The 24584-nt window shown below is 46.5% G+C and carries 17 protein-coding genes and 1 pseudogene; 4 read left to right on the top strand and 14 right to left on the bottom strand.

What is annotated here, in order from left to right; genetic code table 11:
* Complete coding sequence (locus ACY2VW_RS07290) at positions 1-1323, bottom strand: APC family permease (protein WP_461877599.1); 1323 nt, start codon at positions 1321-1323, stop codon at positions 1-3.
* A 301-nt stretch (positions 1324-1624) separates the two neighbouring features.
* On the opposite strand from ACY2VW_RS07290, the gene ACY2VW_RS07295 reads away from it, so the two are divergent.
* The 4 genes from ACY2VW_RS07295 to ACY2VW_RS07310 all read left to right on the top strand — a co-directional run bounded on the left by ACY2VW_RS07295 (position 1625) and on the right by ACY2VW_RS07310 (position 8774).
* Positions 1625-3160 (top strand): aminotransferase class I/II-fold pyridoxal phosphate-dependent enzyme, encoded by a 1536-nt coding sequence (locus ACY2VW_RS07295; protein WP_461877600.1) that lies wholly within the window; start codon positions 1625-1627, stop codon positions 3158-3160.
* Positions 3161-3434: 274 nt separating this feature from the next.
* Complete coding sequence (locus ACY2VW_RS07300) at positions 3435-6452, top strand: EAL domain-containing protein (protein WP_461877601.1); 3018 nt, start codon at positions 3435-3437, stop codon at positions 6450-6452.
* Positions 6453-6738: 286 nt separating this feature from the next.
* Positions 6739-7731 (top strand): choloylglycine hydrolase, encoded by a 993-nt coding sequence (bsh, locus tag ACY2VW_RS07305; protein ID WP_461877602.1) that lies wholly within the window; start codon positions 6739-6741, stop codon positions 7729-7731.
* Between the two features lie 92 nt (positions 7732-7823).
* Positions 7824-8774: a tRNA dihydrouridine synthase gene (locus ACY2VW_RS07310; protein WP_461877603.1), complete on the top strand. Its 951-nt coding sequence runs from the start codon at positions 7824-7826 to the stop codon at positions 8772-8774.
* Positions 8775-8834: 60 nt separating this feature from the next.
* On the opposite strand, the gene ACY2VW_RS07315 is transcribed toward ACY2VW_RS07310, so the two are convergent.
* The 13 genes and pseudogenes from ACY2VW_RS07315 to ACY2VW_RS07375 form a co-directional block, all read right to left on the bottom strand.
* Positions 8835-9626, bottom strand: a complete 792-nt coding sequence (locus ACY2VW_RS07315) for a GTP pyrophosphokinase (RefSeq protein ID WP_461877604.1) — start codon at positions 9624-9626, stop codon at positions 8835-8837.
* 76 nt (positions 9627-9702) lie between these two features.
* A complete protein-coding gene (locus tag ACY2VW_RS07320) occupies positions 9703-10404 on the bottom strand; it encodes a response regulator (RefSeq protein WP_461877605.1) in 702 nt (233 codons plus the stop codon).
* Positions 10397-12394, bottom strand: a complete 1998-nt coding sequence (locus ACY2VW_RS07325; RefSeq protein ID WP_461877606.1) for a DUF4118 domain-containing protein — start codon at positions 12392-12394, stop codon at positions 10397-10399. The genes ACY2VW_RS07320 and ACY2VW_RS07325 overlap by 8 nt, the downstream gene beginning before the upstream one ends.
* A 235-nt stretch (positions 12395-12629) precedes the next feature.
* A complete protein-coding gene (locus tag ACY2VW_RS07330; protein WP_461877607.1) occupies positions 12630-13277 on the bottom strand; it encodes a potassium channel family protein in 648 nt (215 codons plus the stop codon).
* Positions 13278-13296: 19 nt separating this feature from the next.
* Positions 13297-14637: a TrkH family potassium uptake protein gene (locus ACY2VW_RS07335; RefSeq protein WP_461877608.1), complete on the bottom strand. Its 1341-nt coding sequence runs from the start codon at positions 14635-14637 to the stop codon at positions 13297-13299.
* A gap of 328 nt (positions 14638-14965) precedes the next feature.
* Positions 14966-16141: a glycosyltransferase gene (locus tag ACY2VW_RS07340; RefSeq protein ID WP_461877609.1), complete on the bottom strand. Its 1176-nt coding sequence runs from the start codon at positions 16139-16141 to the stop codon at positions 14966-14968.
* A gap of 32 nt (positions 16142-16173) precedes the next feature.
* Positions 16174-16986 (bottom strand): LicD family protein, encoded by an 813-nt coding sequence (locus ACY2VW_RS07345; protein ID WP_158579613.1) that lies wholly within the window; start codon positions 16984-16986, stop codon positions 16174-16176.
* 101 nt (positions 16987-17087) lie between these two features.
* Entirely contained in the window at positions 17088-19250 is a 2163-nt protein-coding gene (locus ACY2VW_RS07350) for an ATP-binding protein (RefSeq protein ID WP_461877610.1), read from the bottom strand.
* Positions 19234-20049: a substrate-binding periplasmic protein gene (locus ACY2VW_RS07355; RefSeq protein WP_461877611.1), complete on the bottom strand. Its 816-nt coding sequence runs from the start codon at positions 20047-20049 to the stop codon at positions 19234-19236. Before ACY2VW_RS07355 ends, ACY2VW_RS07350 begins: the two co-directional genes overlap by 17 nt.
* A gap of 59 nt (positions 20050-20108) precedes the next feature.
* Positions 20109-20729: a response regulator gene (locus ACY2VW_RS07360; RefSeq protein ID WP_461877612.1), complete on the bottom strand. Its 621-nt coding sequence runs from the start codon at positions 20727-20729 to the stop codon at positions 20109-20111.
* Entirely contained in the window at positions 20726-20968 is a 243-nt protein-coding gene (locus ACY2VW_RS07365) for a hypothetical protein (RefSeq protein ID WP_461877613.1), read from the bottom strand. The genes ACY2VW_RS07360 and ACY2VW_RS07365 overlap by 4 nt, the downstream gene beginning before the upstream one ends.
* 6 nt (positions 20969-20974) lie before the next feature.
* On the bottom strand, positions 20975-23908 hold the full coding sequence (locus ACY2VW_RS07370) for a transporter substrate-binding domain-containing protein (RefSeq protein ID WP_461877614.1): 2934 nt from the start codon (positions 23906-23908) through the stop codon (positions 20975-20977).
* A 430-nt stretch (positions 23909-24338) separates the two neighbouring features.
* Positions 24339-24584, bottom strand: a pseudogene (locus ACY2VW_RS07375) (hypothetical protein); the annotation flags it as partial.

Genomic DNA, 24584 nt, shown 5'->3' on the forward strand with positions numbered 1-24584 from the left:
TTATTTGTCTTCTTTCTTTTCCTGTTTTGCCTTCACATACGGATATCGGACCTGCGTGTAAACAAACATCACCAGAATATAGATGCCGCATGCGATCGCCGCTGGAACGGTAAGGTCTGACAGATTGACATACGAGGTTCCAATCATCAGAATGCCGATGAAAAACAGCAGAATGTGAAGTGTCCGCTTTTTCATACAAAACGCAGATTTCTGATACTCTTCCGGGAAAATATCCGGCAGACGCCAACAGGCCAGCAGCACCATAAACTCCGTCGCCATATCGGTTCCGACACCCATGTTTGAAATCAATGTCAGATCCATTCCCGTAAGGATCGGAATGGCGCCCATCAGGAAAAAGACCAACAGAAGGATCACCGGAACACCGTTTTTATTCTCCTCCGCAGTTTTTTCCGGCAGCCAGCCCTGTTTTGCGGCCGCCTGCAGTCCTCGCGTCACCCAGCTCAAGGTTCCGTTCAGGGTGGTGAGCAGCGCAAATACAGCACCGCCGAACACGAAGAACAGGTACAGCCAGGTTGGAAAAATCTCCTGCGCGACAAGGGTCAGGTTCTGAAATGCGACCGTTTCGACCGGAAGCACGCCGCCTGCCACGATACCGATCAGCACGTAGAATACAGCAACGATACTCGTGGAAAGCACGATAACCTTTGGAATCGTGCGGGACGGCTCCACGATATCGTCTCCGTTCTCCGCAACGAATTTTGCGCCTCCGCACGCAAAACTCAAAAGCGCTACACCTGTGAAAAAGTTCTTCGGACCGTTCGGCATCAGATTGGATACCGTCGGTGTCAGGGCATCCCAGCTCACTTTCGGCAGTCCGAATACAATAAATAAGAACAGGCTTAAAAGCAGCAGCACAACCATGCCCTTCTGTACGAGTGCACTCGATTTCAGTCCGACGAGGTTGATGGCTGTACAGATGACAAGTGCCGCCATGGCCACAACCGCCTCATTGAACCGCGGAAAGATCGAGCAGAAATAACTCGCAAAGCCTTTCGCGTACGTCGCGATCAGCACCTGGCTTAAGACAAACATCGCAATGTACATAAATCCGGCTTTTTCGCCCATCAGCCGGCGGATGTAGGTGAAACCGGCGCCCGACGACGGGATCGCGGATGTCAGGATAATGAACGGCACACAGGTGATGATGGCGAGGACTGCGCCCAATACAAACGCGGCCGCAATGCCGTGCCCCGTCAGACCGATGACGATTCCCGTCAGCACCATGATTCCTGAGCCGATGATCTGACCGATCGCAAGACCCATACAGTCGGAAAAATTCAGTTTTTTATGACCTTCCCCCATACATTTTCCTCCCTTTCTCTCCCTTTTCTATTGGCAGATTTCAACAGAAACGCATAAAATCCTATTTTTTTATTCTACCGAAATCTCATCGTTTGTCAATTTGCAAAATGCGCAAGGTTTAACGTTTTACCTGTACAGAATAGACAAACATTATAATTGAACTTATTTTTCTTCCATTTTGAACTTTTCAATATTTTTTACAAATCCCAGCTTTTTCTATTGAACTTTCTTTCCACTCATGCTACAATAAGCACAGTTTTGAACTTTCTTTATTTTGTATTCTATTTTAAGGAGATTTTCTATGACAAATGAAACCTTTTCCGACCGTCTGAAACTGGCCATGCAGGCAAAACAGTTCAAGCAGGTCGATTTGATCCGAGCGGCCCAGCGGCGCGGTGTGAAGCTTGGAAAAAGCCATGTCAGCCAGTATGTCAGCGGAAAAACGGTTCCGCGCTCCGACATTCTTCACTTTCTGGCCGATGTGCTCCAGGTCGATCCCGATTGGCTGCTTGCAAAAGATTCCACAGTAAAATATACGGCAGATACGGTTTCCGATCCGTCAGGATCCTTTTCTGATCCATCTGCCGCTTTCATTTCCCAGACAAAAACAGGAGGTTCCCCTATGCGAGAATTTAAAAAATCATCGAAACTCGACAATGTCTTATATGATGTCCGCGGACCTGTCGTAGAAGAAGCGAACCGCATGGAAGCGTGCGGCACACAGGTTCTGAAACTGAACATTGGAAATCCGGCTCCATTTGGCTTCCGTACTCCGGATGAGGTCATCTACGACATGAGCCATCAGCTTACCGACTGTGAGGGTTACTCTCCTTCCCAGGGTCTCTTCTCTGCGCGAAAAGCGATCATGCAGTATGCGCAGTTAAAGAAACTGCCAAATGTTTCGATCGATGATATCTACACCGGAAACGGCGTCAGCGAGCTGATCAATCTCTGTATGTCCGCTCTTCTGGACGACGGGGATGAAATCCTCATCCCATCCCCGGATTACCCGCTCTGGACGGCATGCGCAACGCTGGCCGGCGGAAAAGCCGTCCACTACATCTGCGATGAACAGTCCGAATGGTATCCGGACATCGATGATATGCGAAAAAAAATCACCGACCGCACAAAAGCGATCGTTATCATCAATCCGAATAACCCGACCGGTGCACTCTATCCGAAAGAGGTACTGCAGCAGATTGTCGACCTTGCCAGAGAGCATCAGCTGATCATCTTTTCCGATGAAATTTATGACCGGCTCGTCATGGACGGTCTTGAGCATGTTTCCATTGCATCCCTCGCACCGGATCTGTTCTGTGTCACCTTCAGTGGTCTTTCCAAATCGCACATGATCGCAGGCTTCCGTATCGGCTGGATGATCTTAAGCGGAAATAAATCTATCGCAAAGGACTATATTGAAGGACTCAAAATGCTTTCTAACATGCGTCTCTGCTCCAATGTTCCGGCCCAGTCCGTTGTCCAGACCGCTCTTGGCGGCCACCAGAGCGTCAACGACTACATCGTTCCGGGCGGACGGATTTACGAGCAGCGCGAATACGTTTACAAGGCATTCTGCGATATTCCGGGTATCACCGCAGTCAAACCAAAAGCTGCGTTCTACATGTTCCCGAAAATTGACACAAAAAAGTTCAATATCACAAACGACGAAAAATTTGCTCTCGATCTGCTGCGCGACAAAAAACTTCTGATCGTCCACGGCGGCGGCTTCAACTGGGGACAGCCGGATCACTTCCGCGTTGTTTATCTGCCGCGAATTGAAGTTTTAAAGGATGCGGTTGGAAAGATCACCGACTTCCTCTCTTATTATCATCAGTAAAATTCTGATCACTTTTTTTCACAGAGCTCCACCGGAAATATCACCTTTTCCGGCGGAGCTTTTTTCCTTTACCGGATTCTTTCCTGCTGCATTACACTTCACCGGTATCCGGCAAACGACAGATAACTTTTCGTTACTGTTCACTCAGCAGTGAAACACTTGCTGTTTCGCTGCGTAAATTTCTGACCGACGACCACTTTGAATCCTGGTACAGCAGCACACGTTCCACACTCTCAGCTTTGGTCGGTCAGGAAACTCTGACAGGAGAATGACAATGAAAAAAAGAAAGAAAGAAAAAACAATTTTTCGGACGATCCTGTTCGCCATGCTTCTCGTACTCGGCATTGAAATTGTCCTTCTTGTTTCTGCCCTGTATCTTAGCAATGTCAGCTCAAAGCTGAATCAGAATGCCATGGATCTTCTCGACATGCAGACCAGCAACCGCGCCGATTATCTGGAAAACATACTGCTTTTCAATCAGGATCTCTCCAGGCTTTCTTCTTATATCAATGAAAAAGCTTCGGAGCTCTCCGCTGCCCAAAAGCTGGATCTTTCCAGGATCGGAGACAGCTCCGCCGAGGCGCTTCCTCTTCTGGAAGAAATCAGTACTGCCATGATTTCCACACTGCGCAGTAAATCCGTCACCGGGGTTTTCGTTGCCTTTACAACGGAGGAGTTCTCAAAATCAAGTACGGTTTCCGCGATTCCGGGCATGTATCTGCGGGATCTGGATCCCACTTCCCCTGCTTCTGCAGCCAACGAAGATCTTCTTCTGGAACGCTCTCCCATAGCGCTTGTCCGTTCCATGGGTATTTCCACAGATAAATCCTGGACAACTTCCTTTGACCTGACACAGAAGCCGGAAAGTGCTTTCCTCACACCGGTTTTTCTTGCCACATGGGCAGATCACGGTGCGCTGGACGCGGATAATTACGGTCGCTGGACGGTTTTGCCCTACACGCTTTCCGGGGATGACCGTCCTGCCATTGCCTACACAATTCCGCTTATCACCTCCGACGGTACCATTTACGGCGTTGTCGGTATCGAGATGCTTGTCTCCTATCTGCAGTCGCTTCTTCCCTATTCCGAGCTGCAGAACGAAAGCAATGGAACGTATCTTCTCTTTTCCGCGTCTGCCGCTTCACTGAACAGCGATCCCCCATCCCAGATCATCTGCCGCTCAGCTGTCTGTTCCACCGGAAACGGTATGACGTTTTTTGAAGAGGAGAAGCAGGCATTTACGCTTAAAGAACATCCTGACGGTTCCTTCTGGCTGCGCAGCGACGGAAGCACGTATTACGCTTCCGTCACGCCGCTTACGCTTTACAGCAGGAATGCGCCATTTTCCGATGAGCAGTGGGCGCTGGCCGGTACCGTAAAAGCATCAAACCTGTTTTATTTTTCCAGGCATCTGCTGCGCATTCTGATGACCGCTATTGTGTTGACTCTGTTCGTCGGACTCGTTTCCAGCCTGATCACCAGCCGTTTTCTGGCGCATCCTGTTTCCCAGCTCTCCGCAGAGGTGGCTGTCGCGCAGAAAAACAGGGAAAAGCTGCCGACGCTCTCCCGCACGGGAATTCGCGAGCTCGATCAGTTTTCGCAGGCAATTACACAGCTGAGTCAGGATATTCTGACAACTTCCACAAAATTCCTGCGTATCATGGAAATGGCAAGCATTGAGCTTGGCGGCTATGAGATGCGTTTTGACCTCAACACCGTCTATGTCACAAAGAACTTTTTTTCCATGCTCAACCTTCCATCGGAAGACGTTTCCGAGCTTTCCACCCGGTATTTCCAGCAGATGCTGCGTGAATTTGACCAGACACATTCTCATACCGTATGGATCGGGCATTCCAAGGTGTATGAAATTTCATGTTCCGACGGAACAATCCGCTACATCCGTATGGAGACCTCCCGCGAGGGCTATGCGCAAATCGGACTTGTCGAAGACTTTACCTCCGTTATGCTGGAACGGCAGCGCATGGAGCACGAGCGTGATTACGATGCATTGACCGGTCTCTACAATCGACGCGCGTTTCAGCGGGAAAGTGAAGCTCTTTTTGAGCATTCGGAAGTTCTCGGTCACGCTGCCCTTCTGATGATCGACCTTGACAATTTAAAACGCACCAACGATACCTTCGGCCACGACTGGGGCGATGCCTATATCCGGCAGGCAGGACAGTGTTTTACCTCCTCCGTGCCGGCTAAAACGCTCTGTGCCCGTATTTCCGGCGATGAATTTAATCTTCTGTTCTACGGCTACCAGTCGCAGGAAGAAATTCGGGCACTTCTGCAGAATCTTTCCCTTGCGGTTTCAAATACGGCCCTGGAGCTGCCAAGTGGTCGTAAACTGCCCCTTCGCCTTTCCGGCGGAGTTTCCTGGTATCCGGAAAACAGTACCGATCTGTCTACGCTGAAAAAATATGCAGATTTCGCAATGTACCAGGTAAAGAAAGCGGAAAAAGGGCACATTACCGAATTCGATCCGGAGCTTTTTACAAAAAACGCAAAGGAAACCGAGATGCGCCGCCTGTTCCATAAAATGTTGAATGAAGAGCTGTTTACCTATTACTTCCAGCCAATTGTTTCCGCCACGGACGGCAGTATTTATGCCTACGAGGCGCTGATGCGCGGAAATCTCCCGGCACTTACCCGTCCGGATCAGATCCTGCAGCTGGCTCACGAGGAAGAGTGCCTGCATGAAATAGAACGTCTGACCATGTTTCTCTCTGCAAAATCCTATGCCACATTCCTCTCCACCCATCAGATACGCGGTGATGAGCTTCTCTTTGTCAATTCGATTGCAAGCCAATGCATGAATCACGATGAGGCAGTGGCTTACGTCGAACAATACAGCTTTCTTCAGGATCGGATTGTCATCGAAATCACAGAGGAGGATTCGCCGGATCTTACCGCTCTGCAGAAAAAACGTGAGGTGTCGGGATTCCACGCCGTATTTGCCCTGGATGACTACGGCAGCGGCTACAGCAATGAAAAAACGCTTCTGGAGCTTGCACCGGCGTATATCAAGCTGGATCTTTCCATCATCCGCGACATCGACTCCGATCCGGACAAGCAGCAGATCGTAGAAAATATTGTTTCCTATGCACATCAAAGAGGCATGAAAATCATTGCTGAGGGTCTGGAAACTCCAGCTGAGCTTTTGAAGGTACTGGAACTGGATGTGGATCTCCTGCAGGGCTATTTTCTTGCAAAACCGTCCGCTGTTCCGAAACCTGTCAGTGCAGAATCCGTTGCTGTCATAGAACGCTTCCGGAAGCATCTTGCGTAATTCCACCTCTTCCTGCAGCATCCTTTCAAATCACAGCATCTATGGCAGATCTGCTGCTTTGAAACAGGTACCGGTCAGCGACCCGGAGCGTATCTGAGAAATCATCTCTCAAAAAACACCCATAGCAAAACCCTGCAAAAGCAGGGTTTTGTCTACACTCTGAGGATCCTGCAAGAGCAGGATCCTTTTTTATACTTTTTTCATACTTTTCTCCTGTTCGTTCCTCCGCTTCTGTGCTATGATACCTTACAGCAATGACAACCCGTCCATCGAAAGGAGTTTTTCTATGTGTACAGCAGCAACCTATCAAACACGCGACTTTTATATGGGGCGCACACTCGATTATGAATTTTCCTATGGCGACCAGATCACCGTCACACCTCGTAATTACCCGTTTTCCTTTCTTCATATGCCGTCCCTTTCCCATCACTATGCAATGATCGGCATGGCGTGTGTAATGGATGATTACCCGCTCTATTATGAAGCATTCAACGAAAAAGGGCTTGGTATCGCCGGCCTTAATTTTGTAGGAAATGCCGTTTATTTCGATCCGAAACCGGAGAAAGATAACATCGCGCAGTTCGAACTGATTCCGTGGATTCTCGGTACGTGTGCTTCACTTGCGGAAGCAAAAGAATCCCTCTCCCGTATCAATTTCATCAGCACACCTTTTAAAGAGAATCTTCCGCTCGCACAGCTTCACTGGATCATCGCAGATGCATCGGGCGCCATCACCGTGGAATCCACGGCGGACGGTCTGCATGTCTACGATAATCCGGTCGGCGTTCTGACGAACAATCCGCCGTTTCCAATGCAGATGTTTTCACTGAACAATTACCTGCATCTGTCACCGAAACAGCCGGCCAACACGTTTTCCAACCAGCTCGAGCTTTCTACGTACAGCCGTGGCATGGGCGGTCTTGGACTGCCGGGCGACCTCTCGTCTGCTTCCCGCTTTGCACGCGTGGCGTTTGTAAAGCAGAACTCGATCTCGGGAAACAGCGAAACGGAGAGTGTCAGCCAGTTTTTCCATATTTTAAATTCTGTTGACCAGCAGAGAGGATGCTGTGAGGTGGCGGATGGAAAGTACGAAATCACGCTCTATACGTCCTGCTGCAATGCAACGCGGGGAATTTATTATTATACAACGTATGACAATCATCAGATTTCTGCGGTTGATATGCACCGCGAGAATCTCGATGGCGAAACCCTTTGCTGCTTTGCGCCGGTTACGGGCGAGCAGATTCATATGCAGAATGATAGCAATCCCGGAAAATAATACCAAAAATTCAGCACTGCCCTTTTTGCGTTATTCTCTGTTCTTGCTATCGTTCCTTTTCCCGACTATTTTTCGAAAGGATTTTCATCACTATGCAGTTTTATCTCGCCCCGATGGAAGGGCTGACCGGGTATGTGTACCGGAATGCTTACCACAAATATTTTCCGGCGGCGGACCGTTATTTCACGCCGTTTATTACAAATAAAAAAATGAGTTCCCGCGAACGGAACGATATTCTCCCGGAGCACAACGAAGGGATGACGGTGATTCCGCAGATTCTCACGAATCAGGCGGAGGATTTTCTGTCCCTGACAAAGGAACTGAGGGAGTACGGTTACGATACCGTCAATCTGAACCTCGGATGCCCGTCCGGCACGGTTGTCGCCAAGCGGCGCGGCTCCGGGCTGCTCGCGTGGCCGAATACGCTCGACGCGTTTCTCGATGAGATTTTTTCGTCGTGCGACTGCCGCATCTCGATCAAAACGCGGCTTGGCACAACGGATACCGACGAGTGGGAGGATCTGCTTACGGTTTACGACAAATATCCGCTCGAGGAACTGATCATTCATCCGCGGATTCAGAAAGATTTCTATAAATTTACGCCGCGCATGGAGTGCTACCGGACAGCGTATGAGGCAAGCCGCCATTCGCTCTGCTACAACGGTGACATTTTCTCACCCGATGATTTTCAGAAGCTCTGCCGTGAGTTTCCGGACACGGAGAAGGTGATGCTCGGACGCGGGATACTGCAGAATCCGTGGCTGATTGGGATGCTGCGCAGTGCAGATCCGGCAGGCGGCGAAGCCTCTGCTCCCGATAAAGAGCTGCTGCACGCATTCTGTGAGGATCTCTGCGCCGGTTATGCGCGTGTGATTTCCGGGGATAAAAATGTGCTGTTCAAGTTGAAGGCACTGTGGATTTATCTCGGAACGTCGTTTACGAATCCGCAGAAGTATCTGAAAAAGATCAAAAAGGCGAACCGGCTTGCGGAATATGAAGATGCGGTTGACGCACTGTTCCGGGAACAGGAGCTGATTTTCTAATCATTAACCGCACCACATAAAAATACGCCGCAGACCTGCGACGTATTTTTATGCTTCCTCTCAAATTCCGGTTTTATCTTTCATTGATGATGATACAAGTGAGTATCGTTCTTCTTCTGCTGCTTCCTCCGCAATCAGATTCCTGATATTCTGCATCCGGTTGTCCAGCTCGGCACTCTGTCTGGCGCAGTCGTAAAGCTCATCCTGCAGATATTTCACATGGTTTTCCGGGATATTTTTCTTGTATCGCATCTTATGTTCCAGGCTTGCCCAGAAATCCATTGCGATGGTACGGAATTGTACTTCCACGTAGACCAGCTTTTTCCGATCCTGCAGAAAAATCGGTACCTGAACGATCAGATGAAGGCTGCGGTAACCGCTCTCCTTTGGATGCTGAATGTAGTCTTTCCGCTCAATCAGCGTAATGTCGTCCTGTTTCAGAAAGCTGTCCGCCAGCTTGTAGATATCACTTGGAAAAGAACAGATGACACGCACGCCCGCAATATCACGGATATTTTCCTCAATCGACTCCAGGGTAACGGGAACATCCTTTACCCGGATTTTTCGCATAATGCTCTCATATGATTTGATTCTCGTTTTAATTCCCTCTATCGGATTTTGATCATACGATAACGAATACTCCTGGTTCAACACCTTGAACTTCGTCTCAACCTCCATAATCGCACACTGATAATAGGACATCAGAAGGTCAAACGGTTTTTTATTTTTCTGTATCATGTCAATAAATTCGTCGGACAGCAGACTCTGCCGCACAATTTCATCCCGTTTTGACTCGATCAGATTCCGTCCCTGTTTTTTAACTTCCTCCAGTACTTCGAAGTTTTTCATCATCCGCTGTTGTTCCTCCCAAAACTGCATTTTCTGTCCTTTATGCTACCATTTTGAGTTCGCAAAGTCAATTTTTTCTTTACTCTACCCGAAGCATCCGATATCCGACACCGATGTGAGTCTGAATATACTGTGTCTGATCTCCGTTTTTTTCCAGTTTTTTTCGAAGCGTTGCCATGAAAACCCGGAGGGATGCGATATCATTTTCCCAGCTGCTTCCCCAGATTTTCTGTGTGATAAACGTATGGGTCAGTACTTTTCCTACATTCTGTGACAGCAGACAGAGCAGCTTGTATTCGATCGGTGTCAGATGAAGTTCCTCTCCGTCAAGATATGCACATCCTGCCGCATACTCAATCCGCAATGCTCCGTTTTCAAACACGGCCGACTGCACTCCGTTTTCCGCCTGCATCTGGGACAGACGGCGCTGTGTTACCCGAAGGCGTGCCAGCAGTTCCTCCACTGAAAACGGTTTCGTCAGATAGTCATCCGCTCCGGCATCCAGCGCCTCGATTTTATCGCTGTCCTCGCTTCTTGCGCTGATCACGATAATCGGCATATTAGACCAGCTCCGGATATTTTCGATCACCTCCACGCCATCGATATCCGGCAGGCCAAGATCCAGCAGGACAATATCCGGATTGTGCGTTGAGGCCTCCATGATGGCGCCTGCTCCGTTTTTCGCGGAAATATATTTATAATCGTGTGTTTTCAGTGTTGTCGTAATCAGGTTGTGGACCGGCGTATCGTCTTCCACAACCAGTATTAAAGTCTTATTCATTCAAATTCACCTCACTGAGCGGCAGTGTAAAACGGAAATGGCAGCCGTGCGGAACGCAGTCACGAAGCACCAGTTCCCCGCCATGTGCATTTACAATGGAACGGCACAGTGCCAGCCCAAGGCCAAGGCTTCTTCGGCTGTCACTCACCTTATTTTTTCCGGAATAGAACATTTCAAATACATGCTCCCTGCACTCCGCCGGAATGCCGGGTCCATTATCCTCCACTGCAATCCATACGTTCTTCTCTTCTCTTCCGGCTGTAATCCGGATCTTGGATCCTGCCTGTGTATATTTTACTGCATTGTTGATCAGGTTCACCAATACCTGTACGATCAGCTTTGCATCCATGCGGGCGAGCAGTACATCTTCCCCGCAGTCCACCGTAATGTAATGCTCCTTTTTCCGTCGTTCTACATGGCGCAGCGCCTCGCGGACTACATCCTCAACCACCTGATCGGATAATTGCAGTTTTACACTTCCATCTTCTATTTTCGTAAGTGCAAGCAGATTTTCCACCAGTTCAATCAGCCATCCGGCATCTTCATAAATATCCGAAAAAATCTGTTTCCGCATCCCTTCGTCCAGTGCATCAAAGTTACTGATCAAAGAGTCCGCATTGCCGAGAATCGATGTCAGTGGTGTGCGCAGATCATGGGAAATCGTCCGCAGCAGATTCACCCGAAGCTGCTCATTTTTTGCCATGACTGCCGCCTCTTCTTTTTCTCTCGCACTTTGTTCCCGATCCAGTGCCATGGCACACTCTCCCAAAATGGAAAGCAGGATACTGTTTTCAAACGCATCCAGTGGTTTTTGCCCGATGAAAATGCCGATCACACCATATCTGTGCTGTGCCGCATAGATGGAAAGATACAGATACGGTTCTTCGGAAAAACGTTCTGTCATAGCTCCCGCCCGTTTCCGGTTTTTCAGAACCCACTGCAGGATTTCCTGTTCCTTCCCATCAAATACTTTTTCTGACTTTATTCCTGTTTCTGTGTTATAAAGAGTTCCCTGTACAATGCTGCTTTCCTTTGTTTCTACCGGTGCCACAACCAGATTCCTTCCCAGAAGCTTTACCAGCTGCGTCGCCGTAATATCAAAGATTTCCGCTGCATCCTCTGCCTTTTGCAGAAGCTGGCTGGTATTAAAAAGAATCTTGGTTCGAAAAGCATCTCGTGCGGAAAGCTTTGCATTTTCTTTCAATTTTGACGCAAGCGTACCCGTCAGGATTGAAATACCCAGCATGATCGCAAAGGTCACAGGATATCCTGAGCCATACGCATGCAACGAAAGCCGCGGCTCTGTCATAAAATAATTAAACAGGACAACACTTGCAACAGAACTGATCACGCTGCAGGTATAACCGCTGGTCAGAATAGATGTCAGCATGGCACCAAACAGATATACGGTAATAATATTGGCATCGGTAAAACCAAGCCGGAAAAAAATTTCTCCGATTCCGGTTGCTGCACCCAGAATCAGAACCGTAAGCATCAGTTCTTTCCAGGAAGGCAGCTCCATCCACTCCAGAAAATTTTTTCGTTTCTGATATCTCCGGTACACGTCTGAATCTGGAATAATGTGAATTTCCAGATCAGGCACAAGATCCGTCAAACGCTCGGTCCACACCCTTCGCTGATGAAAATAGCCCTGCTTCATCATGCTCTTTCCAATGACAATCCGTGTTACCTCGGAAATTCTTGCGTATTCTGCAATTTGCAGAGCAATATCCTCACTGTGTGTCGTTACAATCTCAGCCCCGCTCTGCTCTGCCAGACGAACATGCTTCTGCAGCCTTGCCAGATCCTCCGGTGTTTTTTCTGTTTTTTCTGCTGTCTGCACATACAATGCCGTAAAACCGGCCTGAAACGCCTGCGCCATCTGCGCAGCAGTCCGAATAATTTTTTCATTGGATGGCGAAGAGGACAGGCACACCAGGATATGCTCTTTTTTTTCTTTTTTCTGTTTTTCTTTTTCCAACTTTCTCACCTCATCCCCTATTGTAGATCATAAATGATGAGAAAGCTATAGTCAGGAAATCTTTTTTTGTCCCGTTTCCTGTTCTTGTTTTCTGTTTTCCGTGAGATTTTGTCCCGTTTCCTGTTCCTCTCTTCTGTTTTCCGTGAAAAATGCCTCTATCTGATCTACGAGCACGCCGCCAGATAAAAAGCCGACCAGGGAAACGAAGAGCAGCCCTACATTTAACACAGAAATCACCTCTCTTTCAGATCCGAAAGCATTTCTGGATTGCTTTGTATTCCCCAAGCACCAGTATGGTAGCATCTCCCTCCAGAACCGTCTCCGGAGACACCGCAACATCTGTTTTTCCATATTTTCTTGTTGCCAGAATATTAATACCGTATTTTTTCCGGATATCCAGCTGGCCGACATTTTTTCCGGTCCAGTTCTCCGGGATTTCAACCTCAAAGATCGCATACTGACTGTCAATTTCAATATAATCAAACACATGATCCGAGCTGTAACGGATCGCTGTCCATTTTGCCATCTGTTTTTCCGGATAGACAACCTGATCCGCTCCGTTCCGCAGCAGGAATTTTTCCTGTACATCCCGTTCTGCCCGGGACACGACCCATTTTGCACCCAGCTCCTTCAAAAGACATGCGGTTTCCAGTGAATCCTGGAAGCTGCTACCGATCGTCACAATACAGACATCATAATTTCCCACGCCAAGGGATCGCAGAAAGTCTTCATTGACACTGTCACCGATTTGCGCATTTGTCACATACGGCATCACCGCATCAATCCGTTCCTCATTTCGGTCTACTGCCATCACCTGATGTCCAAGCTGGTTCAGGTGCATGGCAATATGTCTTCCAAATCTTCCTACCCCAATCAGTAAAACATTTTTCATCTCTTCTCTTCCTCTCTTCTTATCCTACATTTATTTTTTCCAGCGGCAATTTTGCATGTGCGCTCTTTTTCCCGGGCATCGCAGCATAAACAAGTGTCAGACCGCCAACTCTTCCAAGAAACATCAGTACGATCAGAATTCCTTTGGAAAGTACACCGAGCCGCGGCGTAATACCAAGAGTCAGACCAACCGTTCCAACAGCAGATGCTGTCTCAAACAGACAATCAGAAATCGGCAGGTTTTCTGCCACACTGATCACCATTCCTCCCATCAGCACCAGAAAAAGATACATCATCAAAATCGTAGATGCATTTTTTAATACCTCCTGACCGACCCTGCGTCCAAACATCTGTGTGTCCTCTCTCTGACGGAACGTAGCAGACGCATTGGCTGTCAGCACGGCAAACGTGGTGATTTTCATTCCGCCTGCCGTTGATCCCGGTGCTCCGCCAATCATCATCAGAACGATCATAAGCGCCTGGGACGCTCCTGTCATTCTGGAAAGATCAGCCGTATTAAATCCGGCCGTTCTTGTTGTCACGGACTGAAACAATGCGCAGAGCGTCCGCTCTTTGACCGGCATTCCGGCGAAGTCCCGGAAGAAAAAAAAGACCGCCGGAACAAAAATCAGAAACAGGCTCGTAAGCAGGATCACCTTACTCTGCATGCAGTACTGGCGAAAATGATATTTTTTTGTATAGATATCATCCCACGTCAGAAATCCGATTCCACCTGTTACGATCAGCCCCATAATCGTAAGATTAACCAGTGGATTTCCCACATAAGAAGTCAGGGACGGATACAGATGATCCGTTTTTCCAAGAAGATCAAATCCCGCATTGCAGAAGGCGGATACAGAATGAAACAACGCCATCCAGATTCCTTTTCCGCCGTAATCCCGTAAGAAAACAGGCAGAAGAAGCAACACACCCAACAGTTCAATTCCAAAGGTTCCTTTGAGGATAAAACGCGTCAGGCGCACAATTCCGCCCACCTTCGGGGCAGAAATCGCATCCTGCATCGTGCTTCGCTGCATCAGGGAAATTTTTCTCCCGGAAAGCATCGCAATTGAAACGGCAATCGTAACCACACCAAGACCACCGATCTGAATGAGCAGCAAAATCACACTCTGCCCAAAGACGGACCAGTAGCTTCCTGTATCCCTGACTGCCAGACCCGTCACACAGACGGCTGATGTTGCCGTAAACAGAGTTTCTGTAAATGGCGTTATATTTCCTTCCCGCGAAGCCACAGGAAGCATCAAAAGCAGTGCTCCTGCCAGAATTACCCCTGCAAAACCAAGAATGATAATTTCAAACGACGACCATTGTTTCCTGTATCGCAGTTTTATATTCCACATTTCTCTTTTTACTCCTTCTTTTTGATTCCTCCTTATTTTAGAGACTTCCGTTTTAAAAACGTATAAATACCTGTTCATCCGTATTAAGATTGTATAAAGATTCCGACAGCAAAAAACAGTTCGGATTATCCCCGCTGGAATACCGCCGCGCGAAAGCATCACGGAAATCCTCACAGAGCTTCAGAACGAAGTCGAACAGTTTGGCAAAGCAGATAAATATATATATGAAAACAAGCAGCAGAGCAAGCAGGGACGCCAGGACTAAAGAAACGCCGGAACCGGAAATATCTTATCGCCGGTTCTGGCGTTTTTTCTTGCTGTTTCTCTTTTATTTTTTTGCAAACGCTTCTATCTGCGCATATCCCGCTGAAAAATCAATGGGTTCCTCCCGCAGCTTCTTTCTGACCGCATCGCGTCCTTCCTGATCTGCCAGCACTTTCTGGATTTTATCGGCAAACTGCATCACATCCAGCGGACAGAGATATCCGTTTTCCCCATCCCGGATCTGCTCGCGCATGGACGGAATATCGGAAGCGATGATGACCTTCTGCAGGCTTCTCGCCTCTACAATCGTAATCGGATAGCCTTCGTGACGGGACGGCTGGAGATACAGGTCGCAGGATTTTACGTACGGCGCAGGATTTTTGCGCATTCCGAGAAAAATAATTTCCTGCTCCACCTGATATTCCTTTGCCATGGTCCGCAGCTTGTTCAGATCTCTTCCATCACCGATGATGAACCATTTGAAGCGAAGTCCCCGTTTTTTCAGCTCCGCTGTAATCTGCACCGCAATATCATATCCTTTTTCTTCCGAAGCTCTTCCCACCGTCAGAAATTTCAGCTCTCCTGTGTACTGCGGATCGCTAAGCGGCTCCTCACTCCGTCTCTGCACCTGTTTGATGTCAATGAAATTCAGCAGAACCTCTGTCCGGTCCGCGAATTCCGGAAAACGGGCAATGACCTGTTTCCGGACAGGCTCGGAAACGCAGTAAATTTTATCATACTCCGGAATAAAGTCCCTGGTCCGGAACAGCCACCAGAGATTTTCTCCGTGGAACCAGACCGCTTTTTTCCGCGCATTCGTCTTTCTGGCTCCGAATGCGGTTGTGAACGCACCGAATCCGAAAAAGTCGAAAACAAGATCGTATTGTTTTGTTTCCGGCTCCACACACTCCAGAATCCGTTCATACAGTTTTCCATACCGTTTCTTTCCATACACGACCCGCATCAGAAATACGCCCATTCCTCTGGCATAGAAAGACCGTTCTGCCGGTGTCTCCCGTTTTCCCACAATCCGTTCCAAAGCCGGATGCGGCTTTTTGTTCCAGATCATCTGGCGCACTTCCACTTCCTTCGGAATCCGCTCCAGCAGAACGCCTCTTTTTTCGACCAGAAGAAGCGTTACATCTTCTTTTTTCTCCACCAGTTTCTGCAGCAGCGCTGCCATGGCCACTTCCGTTCCGCCCATGTCCATGGTACGTCCCAGCACCAGTATTTTACTCATTGCTTACCTCTCTATCTGCTTTTTTCTCTGTTCTAACGCCAGTAGGCATCTCCCACATGCGCAGGATGACGCTGATCCTCCGGCGGAAGCTGATGGTAATCGCCGTACAGGGTGTGAAGATACGTCTCGTATCCCGCCGGAGCATTGATCAGATGGCCTTCAAACGGAAGGCGTACGATCTCTTCGATCGCTGTTTTGGGAATCGCGTCCGACTTGCGGTAACCGCCGCACTGGCAGGCCACCCACTTTGAGTCCTCCGCGCGGTACTTTCTGCACTCTTTTTCCATCTCGCGCAGAATCCGCTCTTTTCCATAACATTTCCGGATCGCCCATTTGCACCATTTTGCAAAGCTTCCTTTGTTTCCTTTTAAGGTCTGGCGGTAGGTGCGGAATGCATTCATCCGCTGGCTTTCCAGAAACAGCAGCTTTTTCCAGTGACGGTCGTACTCCGGTGTATCTTTTTCCGGCAGTCCGTCAAATGGGAAAATGTCGACGAAAAGACCGGTATCCACAGCTCCTGCCACGTGCTCCACAAGACTCGTTCCGGTGTGTACCAGCTTTCCGTATGCCAGTGTGAAACCCTTTGTATTATGAAAATTCATGACGCGGTACGGTGTATCCGTTTCGCTGTTTACAATCTGTTCCAGTTTTTCATAATCCGCTCTCGGCATCCAGACATCCACATCATCATCCCACGGAATGAACCCCTGATGCCGGATCAGCCCGAGCAGCGTTCCATCTGCTGCAAAATAGATCAGGTGATGTTTCCGGCAGACTTCATCCAGATACAGTAATATTCCAAGCGCAATCTCCTGTTTTTCTTTTAATTCTGTAATTTTACGCATAACAGCATTGCCTTTCTGTTTTGTTTTTCCCATCCATTATAAACACTCTGCCGGATTTTTTCAATTTAAAGTTCCTGCGGATCCGGATGCTGCCCTATCAATTATTTCACCAATTTATAAATTACTTTTATCAGTAATTCCACATCAAGAGGCTTAGCAACATGTTCATCCATCCCTGCTTCTTTTGCCCTTATTCTGTCCTCCGTAAACGCATTTGCTGTCATTGCAATGATCGGTATTTTCTTTGCATCCTCTCTATCCAGAGACCGGATCATCTTTGCAGCTTCATAACCATTCATGACCGGCATCATAATGTCCATAAGGATTAAATCGAACTCACCAGGTTCACTATTTCTGAACAGTTCAACAGCTTCCTGACCATCCCAGGCTTTTGTCACCTCAGCACCTTCATTCTGAAGCACAAATTCAGCGATTTCCATATTCAGCTCATTATCTTCTGCCAGAAGAATATGCAGCCCCTTTATTGATTTTTCGGATACATCCTTCTGTTCTTCCCGTTTATCCGCATCCAGATCTATCTTAAACGGAATCCGGATCACAAATGTCGTCCCTACGCCTTTTTCACTTTCAAAAGTAATGGTTCCACCCATTTCCTCGACCAGCTTCCGTGAAATAGCCATTCCCAGTCCTGTTCCGGCAAATTTTGCACGGCTTCCCGTATGTTCCTGTGCAAATGGTTCAAACACACATTTCTGGAACTCCTCCGTCATTCCGATTCCAGTATCCCGACAGACAAATTCCATCGTCGTCATTTCCGGCTGTTCGGATGGTATTTCCATGCAGCTGATATAGATCTGTCCGTTTTCTCTGTTATATTTCACTGCATTCGACAGAATATTCATCATCACACGTTTCACATACCCCGGACTTCCAATAAAATCCCGGTGTGTGATTTCTTTTTTCTCCCACAGTATCCGGATATTCTGTTCTGCAGCCATCTGCTCGATCACAATAAATACTTCCCTGGAAATACTGCTCAGATTAAATGGAATTTCTTCCAGAACCACTTCACCTGACTCCAGCTTACTCATATCCAGAATTTCATTTACCAGTTCCAGCAACAGATTGGATGCCTCTTTCACCTTTGTTCTGTATTCCGTCTGTTTCTCCGTATCATCTGCATAATGGTCTGCCATATTGACCAGGCCGCAGATTCCATTGATCGGAGTCCGGATATCATGGCTCATCCGCTGGAGAAACTCAGTTTTTGCCTCATTGGCAGCTTCTGCCTTTTTTGCGGCTATCAAAAGTTCTGACTTATATTTTTCATCTTTTTCCTGTTCCTGTTTCTGATGTGCCTGATTGGTTCTGTATGTCCAGAACCAGAACATACTGAACATCAGGAAATAAAGAAAAATAACACCCGCTACACTTAATGGAAGGTTATGAAATACTTCTTTATCCGGAAGATATGCATAAATATAATAATCCCGCTGCTTCAGCATGATTCCGTAACATCCAATTCCTTCATTCTTCAAATGATAAATGTGCTGACTGTCTGTATTCTTTTTCATTGCCTGAACAACCTCGTTGCCAGCTGTATTCTGCCCTAACAGACTCTCATCATTACTGGCAACAACGGTGCCATCGTCTGCAATAATAATCGTTCCATCTTTCTGGACACTATAGCCGTTTAAAAGACCCTGTATCGTCAGGGTATAATTTCTGGCAAATTCAGGAGATGTGTAATAGTAGATTGCCACAATACCCGGTGCATCTTTTCTGGCACAGGCTGCAATATCAATATAGGATCCATCTTCCCTGATAAACCGTTCTGAATAAGATCTTTCTTCATATCCGGCAAAATCCATGATAATTTCTTTTTGCAGATACTCTGTAATCTCATTGGCCAGAGCTTCATCCGTGCTGTATTCACAGTCCGTCTTTCCTTCTTTATCCAGCACAATGATGCCATCCACCCAGAGAGTCTGCAGATTTCCTTTCAGGAATTCCCGGCTCAGCTGACCGCCGTTTTCTGTTTCCATGTTAATGTTTGTACTCATCTGTCTGGCACTTTCAATGGCACGGAGAAGACTCTTGGATTCCGAAGATTCATTATAATGGGTGTAGGTGGAACACTGCACTTTCACATAGTTTACAATCTCCACCATTCTTTTCTCTGCTTCCGCTTTTTCTGCGTGGAAGAAATAAAACAGAGCGGCTACAGCCACACAGATTCCTATCAGACCGCCGAACAGCTGGATTTGTTTTTCTTTTTTCTTTCTCTTAATATCCAAGATCATCCACCTCCAGATACTTTTGGGGATCATCCAGATATTTTTCAATAATTTTCAGAGATGTGCCATCCTGGCGCATTTCTTCCAATGTCTGGTCCATCTGCTCACAGATTCCCCTGTCATCCTCTTTTGCGAACGCAACACCGATCCCCGTAATCATCAGCGGTTCTTCCAGGATACGGAAGCTTGTGTTATAATCTTTCATATACTGGACAATCGATTCCTCATGTGCGGCAACTGCATCTACATATCCTTTTCCCAGAAACGTATAGATCAACTCCCGGTGTCCCAGACTGATCAGATTTCCCAGTTTAGGGATTCTCTCATCTGTCCGGTTCAGAAAGATACCTTCCGGTTTGGTTGTGGACTGGACAGCCAGGTTCTTTCCCTCCAGGTCACTCAGTTTATAAATATCACTGTTCTCATTTACAGCGACCACCTGACGACTTGCTATATACGGTCCTGCCCATCGGTAATCGTCAAGGCGTCCTTCCATGGAAAAGCAGCCCATGATACAGTCAATCTCTCCGCTCTCCACCAGTTCTTTTTTCTTTTCCCAGTTAATCTGGACAACATTTACCTGATATCCTATTCTTTTGAATGCTTCCGTAGCCAGTTCTACATCGATACCCGTCGGTACACCATCCTCATTCAGATAATTGTATGGTGGATAGCTGTCGCTGCCGAGGGTAATAACAGGCTTTTTTGTTTCTTCTTTCGTGCTGTCTGTATTTTTGCACCCTGACAGGGTGACTGCTAAAATTCCCGCAAGCAGAATGCCTGCAATCACTCTTTTTCCTTTCATTTTTCTTCTATCCCTAACTATCCTTTTCGTTTTTTTCATATCCGATTCCCTGCCATTTGTTACGATTCAGTGGCCTGCATTTCGGTACCCCCCCCGCCGGATTTTATGCTTCTGATCGTCTTTTCCAGTACCCTCATCTCAACCGGTTTTGAAACATGTGCATTCATACCGGCTGCCAGGGAATGCTGGATATCCTCTGAGAATGCATTGGCGGTCATGGCAATGATCGGAATTTTCTTTGCCAGTTCATGGGAACTTCTGCGGATTGCCTTCGTTGCCTCATAGCCATTCATAACCGGCATCTGCACATCCATCAGGATCATGTCATAATCCCCCGGTGCAGACTGTTCAAATGCTTTCAAAATCTCTTCCCCATTTTCACAAATGGTACACTCTGCGCCCTCGATCTTTAACAGTTCTGTCAGGATCTCAGCGTTCAGCTCATTATCCTCTGCACACAGGAAGCTCATTCCCTGCAGGATATTACCATCCTGCTCATCTGTTTCTGCCTGTGACACCGAAGAAACAGCTCTTTCTTCTGCAATTTTCAGATCCATAAAGATCTCAAAACAGCTTCCCTGTCCGGGTTCACTTTCTACATCAATCGTTCCACCCATCGAGTCAACCAGATTTTTGGTGATTGCCATTCCAAGACCGGTTCCCTGTATTTTATTCGTCATGGAATTTTCTGCACGGGTAAACGCATCAAAAATTGTATTTTAATCTGCATTAAATGGACGCGATCCCCATTCACCCACTCATGCCGGATATTTTCTTTTGTAATGGTAAAGGTCTGCTGCTTTTCATATATTTGAGAATGAAATATCGTGTCGAGTTCCTGTATAAAATCCACAATAGAAAAGTCAGAATATTTGAAAACAGTTTTTCCAGCTTCAATCTCCTGCTTCACTCCGGACATTATGTATTATTTTTCCTGGTGCCTTATGATTTCCGCTACCATCGACAGCAGCTTATCAACCTCGATTGGCTTTGCGATATGACCATTCATTCCAGCTGCAATAGCCTCTCGCTTATCTTCCTCAAATGCATTTGCTGTCATTGCAACAATCGGTATGCATGCTTTATCTTTGTCCGGCAGATGCCTGATTGCCTGTGTTGCTTTATAACCGTCCATTTTCGGCATCTGGATATCCATGAGGATCATATCATATGTGCCTGCTGGCATCTTTTCTATCTTGTTTACGCACTGAATGCCATCCTCCGCACGTTCAACCTTAAGACCCGCACGCTCAAGTATTGCTTCTGCAATCTCTGCATTCAAATCATTATCCTCCGCCAGAAGGATCTTCCTGCCTTGAAGGATTTCACTGCCCTTTCCAGAGCTTTCATCACTTTCTTTTACATAATAGCTTTCATCCGCTATCTTGTGTTTCAATGTAACAGTAAAGGTGCTGCCCTTTTCAGGCTCACTCTCTACATCAATTGTTCCACCAAGCAGATCAACATATTTCTTGACGATCGACATTCCAAGCCCGCTTCCTGTAATCTTGCCCTCTGTGGTATTCTGTTCACGTGTGAATGCTTCGAAAATCTTTGTCAGATAATCTTCACTCATACCGATTCCGGTATCGATCACTTTGGTTCTCACAATCATATACCCAGGCTCATCACATGGTAACTCATCTATATTTACCATTACAGAACCACCGGCCGGAGTATACTTTATGGCATTGCTCAGGATATTGACAAATATTTCTTTTACCTTGGTAATATCGGTCAGTACATGCTCATGTTCTACATTCATCGTGTAATGAAGCGCAAGATTCTTTTTCCTTGCTTTCTCATCAAATACTACAAACAAGGTCTGTAGAATCTCTTCCATCTGGCCGTAATTCTCATCGAGTTCCATCCTTCCGCTCTCAATCCGGGCCATATCCAGTACATTATTTATGATTGACAGGAGAAGATTCCCAGACTGCTGTAGTTTTTCCAAATGTTCCAACGTTTCAGGCAGCCCTTTTCCTTTTAGTTCATTCTCCATAAGCTGTGCATAACCCAGAATTACATTCATAGGAGTACGGATATCATGGGACATATTATTGAGAAATTGGGTCTTTGCGAGACTGGCATCCTCTGCTTTTTTCAAAGCAATTTCCAGTTTATCATTGAGTTTTTGTGTATCGTTTGCCGCAATCTTTGCGAGAGTTTCTGCTTTTCTTGCCTTCCGTAAAAGTACAAGGATCATACCAATGATGCCAAGTGCAAAAAATCCTGCCGTGGCAAAAAAAGCAATCATGTTATCTTTTATAAAATCATAAAAAGTCACCTTATCTTCCGTACTGTCATAGATAGCAAGTGCACTTGTAAGCATGTCAGACGGCATAGCCTTTAAAGTTTTATTCAATATCGATAAGAGAGTTCCTTCTCCAACTCTTACTGCAAAACACGCTTCCATTGTTTTGGTAAGTGGAATACTCTTGAAATCTCGATCGTTATCATATTTCAGCGCCTGACTGGTTCCCATGAGAAAACAGTCTGCTTTTTCATTCATGACCATATCTGCCGCATCAGCAAACGAATTGTAATCTACCAGTTTCCACTGCGGATAACTGAAAGCAATATGTTGTTTTAAGGCTTCTTGTTCTTTTGGTACAGCTACTGTATACGACTCGTCCTCATTAAAGGATTTTTCATCCGTTACCGCCATCAGGCTGTAGGTCCAGGCTGTGTTAGTAAGTGTATAGCCTTCCTTTTCTGCAAGACCAGGGTTTCTTCCGGCATAAAAAATCATGTCGATTTCACGCTCTTTCAGAGCTTGAAGCATTTCATCGTAATCATCATATGCCTGCATGTTAAATTTCATCGTCTGATTTCCAAGACAGTCTTTGGCATGGGAAATATATTCTGCCAGCATACCGGTAACCTCTCCATTCTCTTCATCCATGGAAAAGATTGCCGGATCATTGTTCAAAAATCCTATCTGGATACTACCATGCTCTTCCAACCATAACTTTTCTCCGCCTCTAAGACTCTGATTATAATCAAGCGTAAAATACTTCTTATACAGGTCTGCCTTTAAAAAAGGACTGTCTCGTTCCAGCTGGCGCATAGCATAATCCAGCTCCGTCTTGATATCACTGCGCTCTTTATTTATTACAAAATATATGCCTGACTTACCAATGGTAGTAACAGATGATATTCCCTGTTCAGACCAGATGGATTCCTCCAGAGACACAAAACAGTCAATCTCATGATTCGCTAATTTCTTTTCAACATCATCATTATTATACACATTTACATGTTCTGTATGTATGCCATTCTTATTTTCCCATTCCGTCAGCATGATTTCAGGTTCTGTGTCCATGAGCACACCTACGCGTTTCCCATCCATATCCTTGAAATCAGACACCCCAATGTCCGTATATGATAAATCAGCATAAAGGATATATTTTTCTTCACTCATAGGTTCGTCTGAAAAAAGCATCCTTTGTGCGCGTTCATCGGTGTAAGAGATATCACCCATGATATCGATCTCACCATTTTCAAGCTTATCAAAACAGTTGGACCAGTCACATTTCACATACTCATATTTCCATCCGGTATAGCCTGCCAGCGCCTGCATGAGTTCGTAGCCAAAGCCTCGTCTGACACCATTTTTGTCAACATAATTGAAGGTATCCTCAAAGGAAGCGACACGAATCACCTTCTGTTCGGTTGTCTGCGTTTCTGATTCTTTTGTTTCCTGTTGCGCTGATTCGTCTTGTTCCACCGTCTGCGGCAGTTTTTCATCCTTATTTGTTTCCGCAGCCCGGCAAGGTACAGACAACATCATCCATATTCCCAAAACTACCAATATGCATGCAACGAACAGGGCTGATTTTTTTCTACTTTTATCCATTTTTCATTCTCTTCCCCCAAATCCGAATAGATACAGTCAAAGCGGATATTCGCAATCCGCTTCGCTACTTGCTTGATTCGGTTAAATGATCCGCTTTATTATATCATAGTGACATATTATTCCGCCATCCTTTTTTTCCAAGATATGTAATCATTAAAGCTTATAAGTTAATATGCAGAAAATACCTTCTATATAGAAAAACACCTTGCAAGATGGTGTGCTACCTGTCAAGTGGACAATGACAAAAGGCAGCCCACTATGGACTGCCCTAATAAATCCCCATACCCGCCGTGATTGGCAGGTGTTTGACTCTGTCTACTATGATTATGCCGGATTTTTCCAAAAACAGGCTAATCGGAGGACAACCCTGTTTCAAAAAACAGGACAACTTCTCAGAGAATATGGATTTCTTTACATTAGCATGATACAATTAAGAAAGTAAAAAAACGGCACAGCAGAGATCATCCGGCTTGCTGATTGGGATACCGTGAAAACAAACAAATTTGCAAACAGAGCAATAGCCTATCCTCTGAACTGTGAGAACGAAAATTTCCTGCCAAGACCTAAAAACTGCGAAAGCAAGCGTCAAACCATAACCCGGATCTTCGACAATAGCATCTGTATTGATTCCTTCCTTTTGCAATGTCTTCTTTAAAAATTTACCATGCATATCGTT

Source organism: Fusicatenibacter sp. (assembly GCF_977045365.1).

Bases quoted from the DNA above. Each gene is read 5' to 3' on its own strand.
- ACY2VW_RS07290 (WP_461877599.1), bottom strand. From the start codon at position 1,323: ATGGGGGAAGGTCATAAAAAACTGAATTTTTCCGACTGTATGGGTCTT.
- ACY2VW_RS07295 (WP_461877600.1), top strand. From the start codon at position 1,625: ATGACAAATGAAACCTTTTCCGACCGTCTGAAACTGGCCATGCAGGCA.
- ACY2VW_RS07300 (WP_461877601.1), top strand. From the start codon at position 3,435: ATGAAAAAAAGAAAGAAAGAAAAAACAATTTTTCGGACGATCCTGTTC.
- bsh (WP_461877602.1), top strand. From the start codon at position 6,739: ATGTGTACAGCAGCAACCTATCAAACACGCGACTTTTATATGGGGCGC.
- ACY2VW_RS07310 (WP_461877603.1), top strand. From the start codon at position 7,824: ATGCAGTTTTATCTCGCCCCGATGGAAGGGCTGACCGGGTATGTGTAC.
- ACY2VW_RS07315 (WP_461877604.1), bottom strand. From the start codon at position 9,626: ATGATGAAAAACTTCGAAGTACTGGAGGAAGTTAAAAAACAGGGACGG.
- ACY2VW_RS07320 (WP_461877605.1), bottom strand. From the start codon at position 10,404: ATGAATAAGACTTTAATACTGGTTGTGGAAGACGATACGCCGGTCCAC.
- ACY2VW_RS07330 (WP_461877607.1), bottom strand. From the start codon at position 13,277: ATGAAAAATGTTTTACTGATTGGGGTAGGAAGATTTGGAAGACATATT.
- ACY2VW_RS07335 (WP_461877608.1), bottom strand. From the start codon at position 14,637: ATGTGGAATATAAAACTGCGATACAGGAAACAATGGTCGTCGTTTGAA.
- ACY2VW_RS07340 (WP_461877609.1), bottom strand. From the start codon at position 16,141: ATGAGTAAAATACTGGTGCTGGGACGTACCATGGACATGGGCGGAACG.
- ACY2VW_RS07345 (WP_158579613.1), bottom strand. From the start codon at position 16,986: ATGCGTAAAATTACAGAATTAAAAGAAAAACAGGAGATTGCGCTTGGA.
- ACY2VW_RS07350 (WP_461877610.1), bottom strand. From the start codon at position 19,250: ATGATCTTGGATATTAAGAGAAAGAAAAAAGAAAAACAAATCCAGCTG.
- ACY2VW_RS07355 (WP_461877611.1), bottom strand. From the start codon at position 20,049: ATGAAAGGAAAAAGAGTGATTGCAGGCATTCTGCTTGCGGGAATTTTA.
- ACY2VW_RS07360 (WP_461877612.1), bottom strand. From the start codon at position 20,729: ATGACGAATAAAATACAGGGAACCGGTCTTGGAATGGCAATCACCAAA.
- ACY2VW_RS07365 (WP_461877613.1), bottom strand. From the start codon at position 20,968: ATGTCCGGAGTGAAGCAGGAGATTGAAGCTGGAAAAACTGTTTTCAAA.
- ACY2VW_RS07370 (WP_461877614.1), bottom strand. From the start codon at position 23,908: ATGGATAAAAGTAGAAAAAAATCAGCCCTGTTCGTTGCATGCATATTG.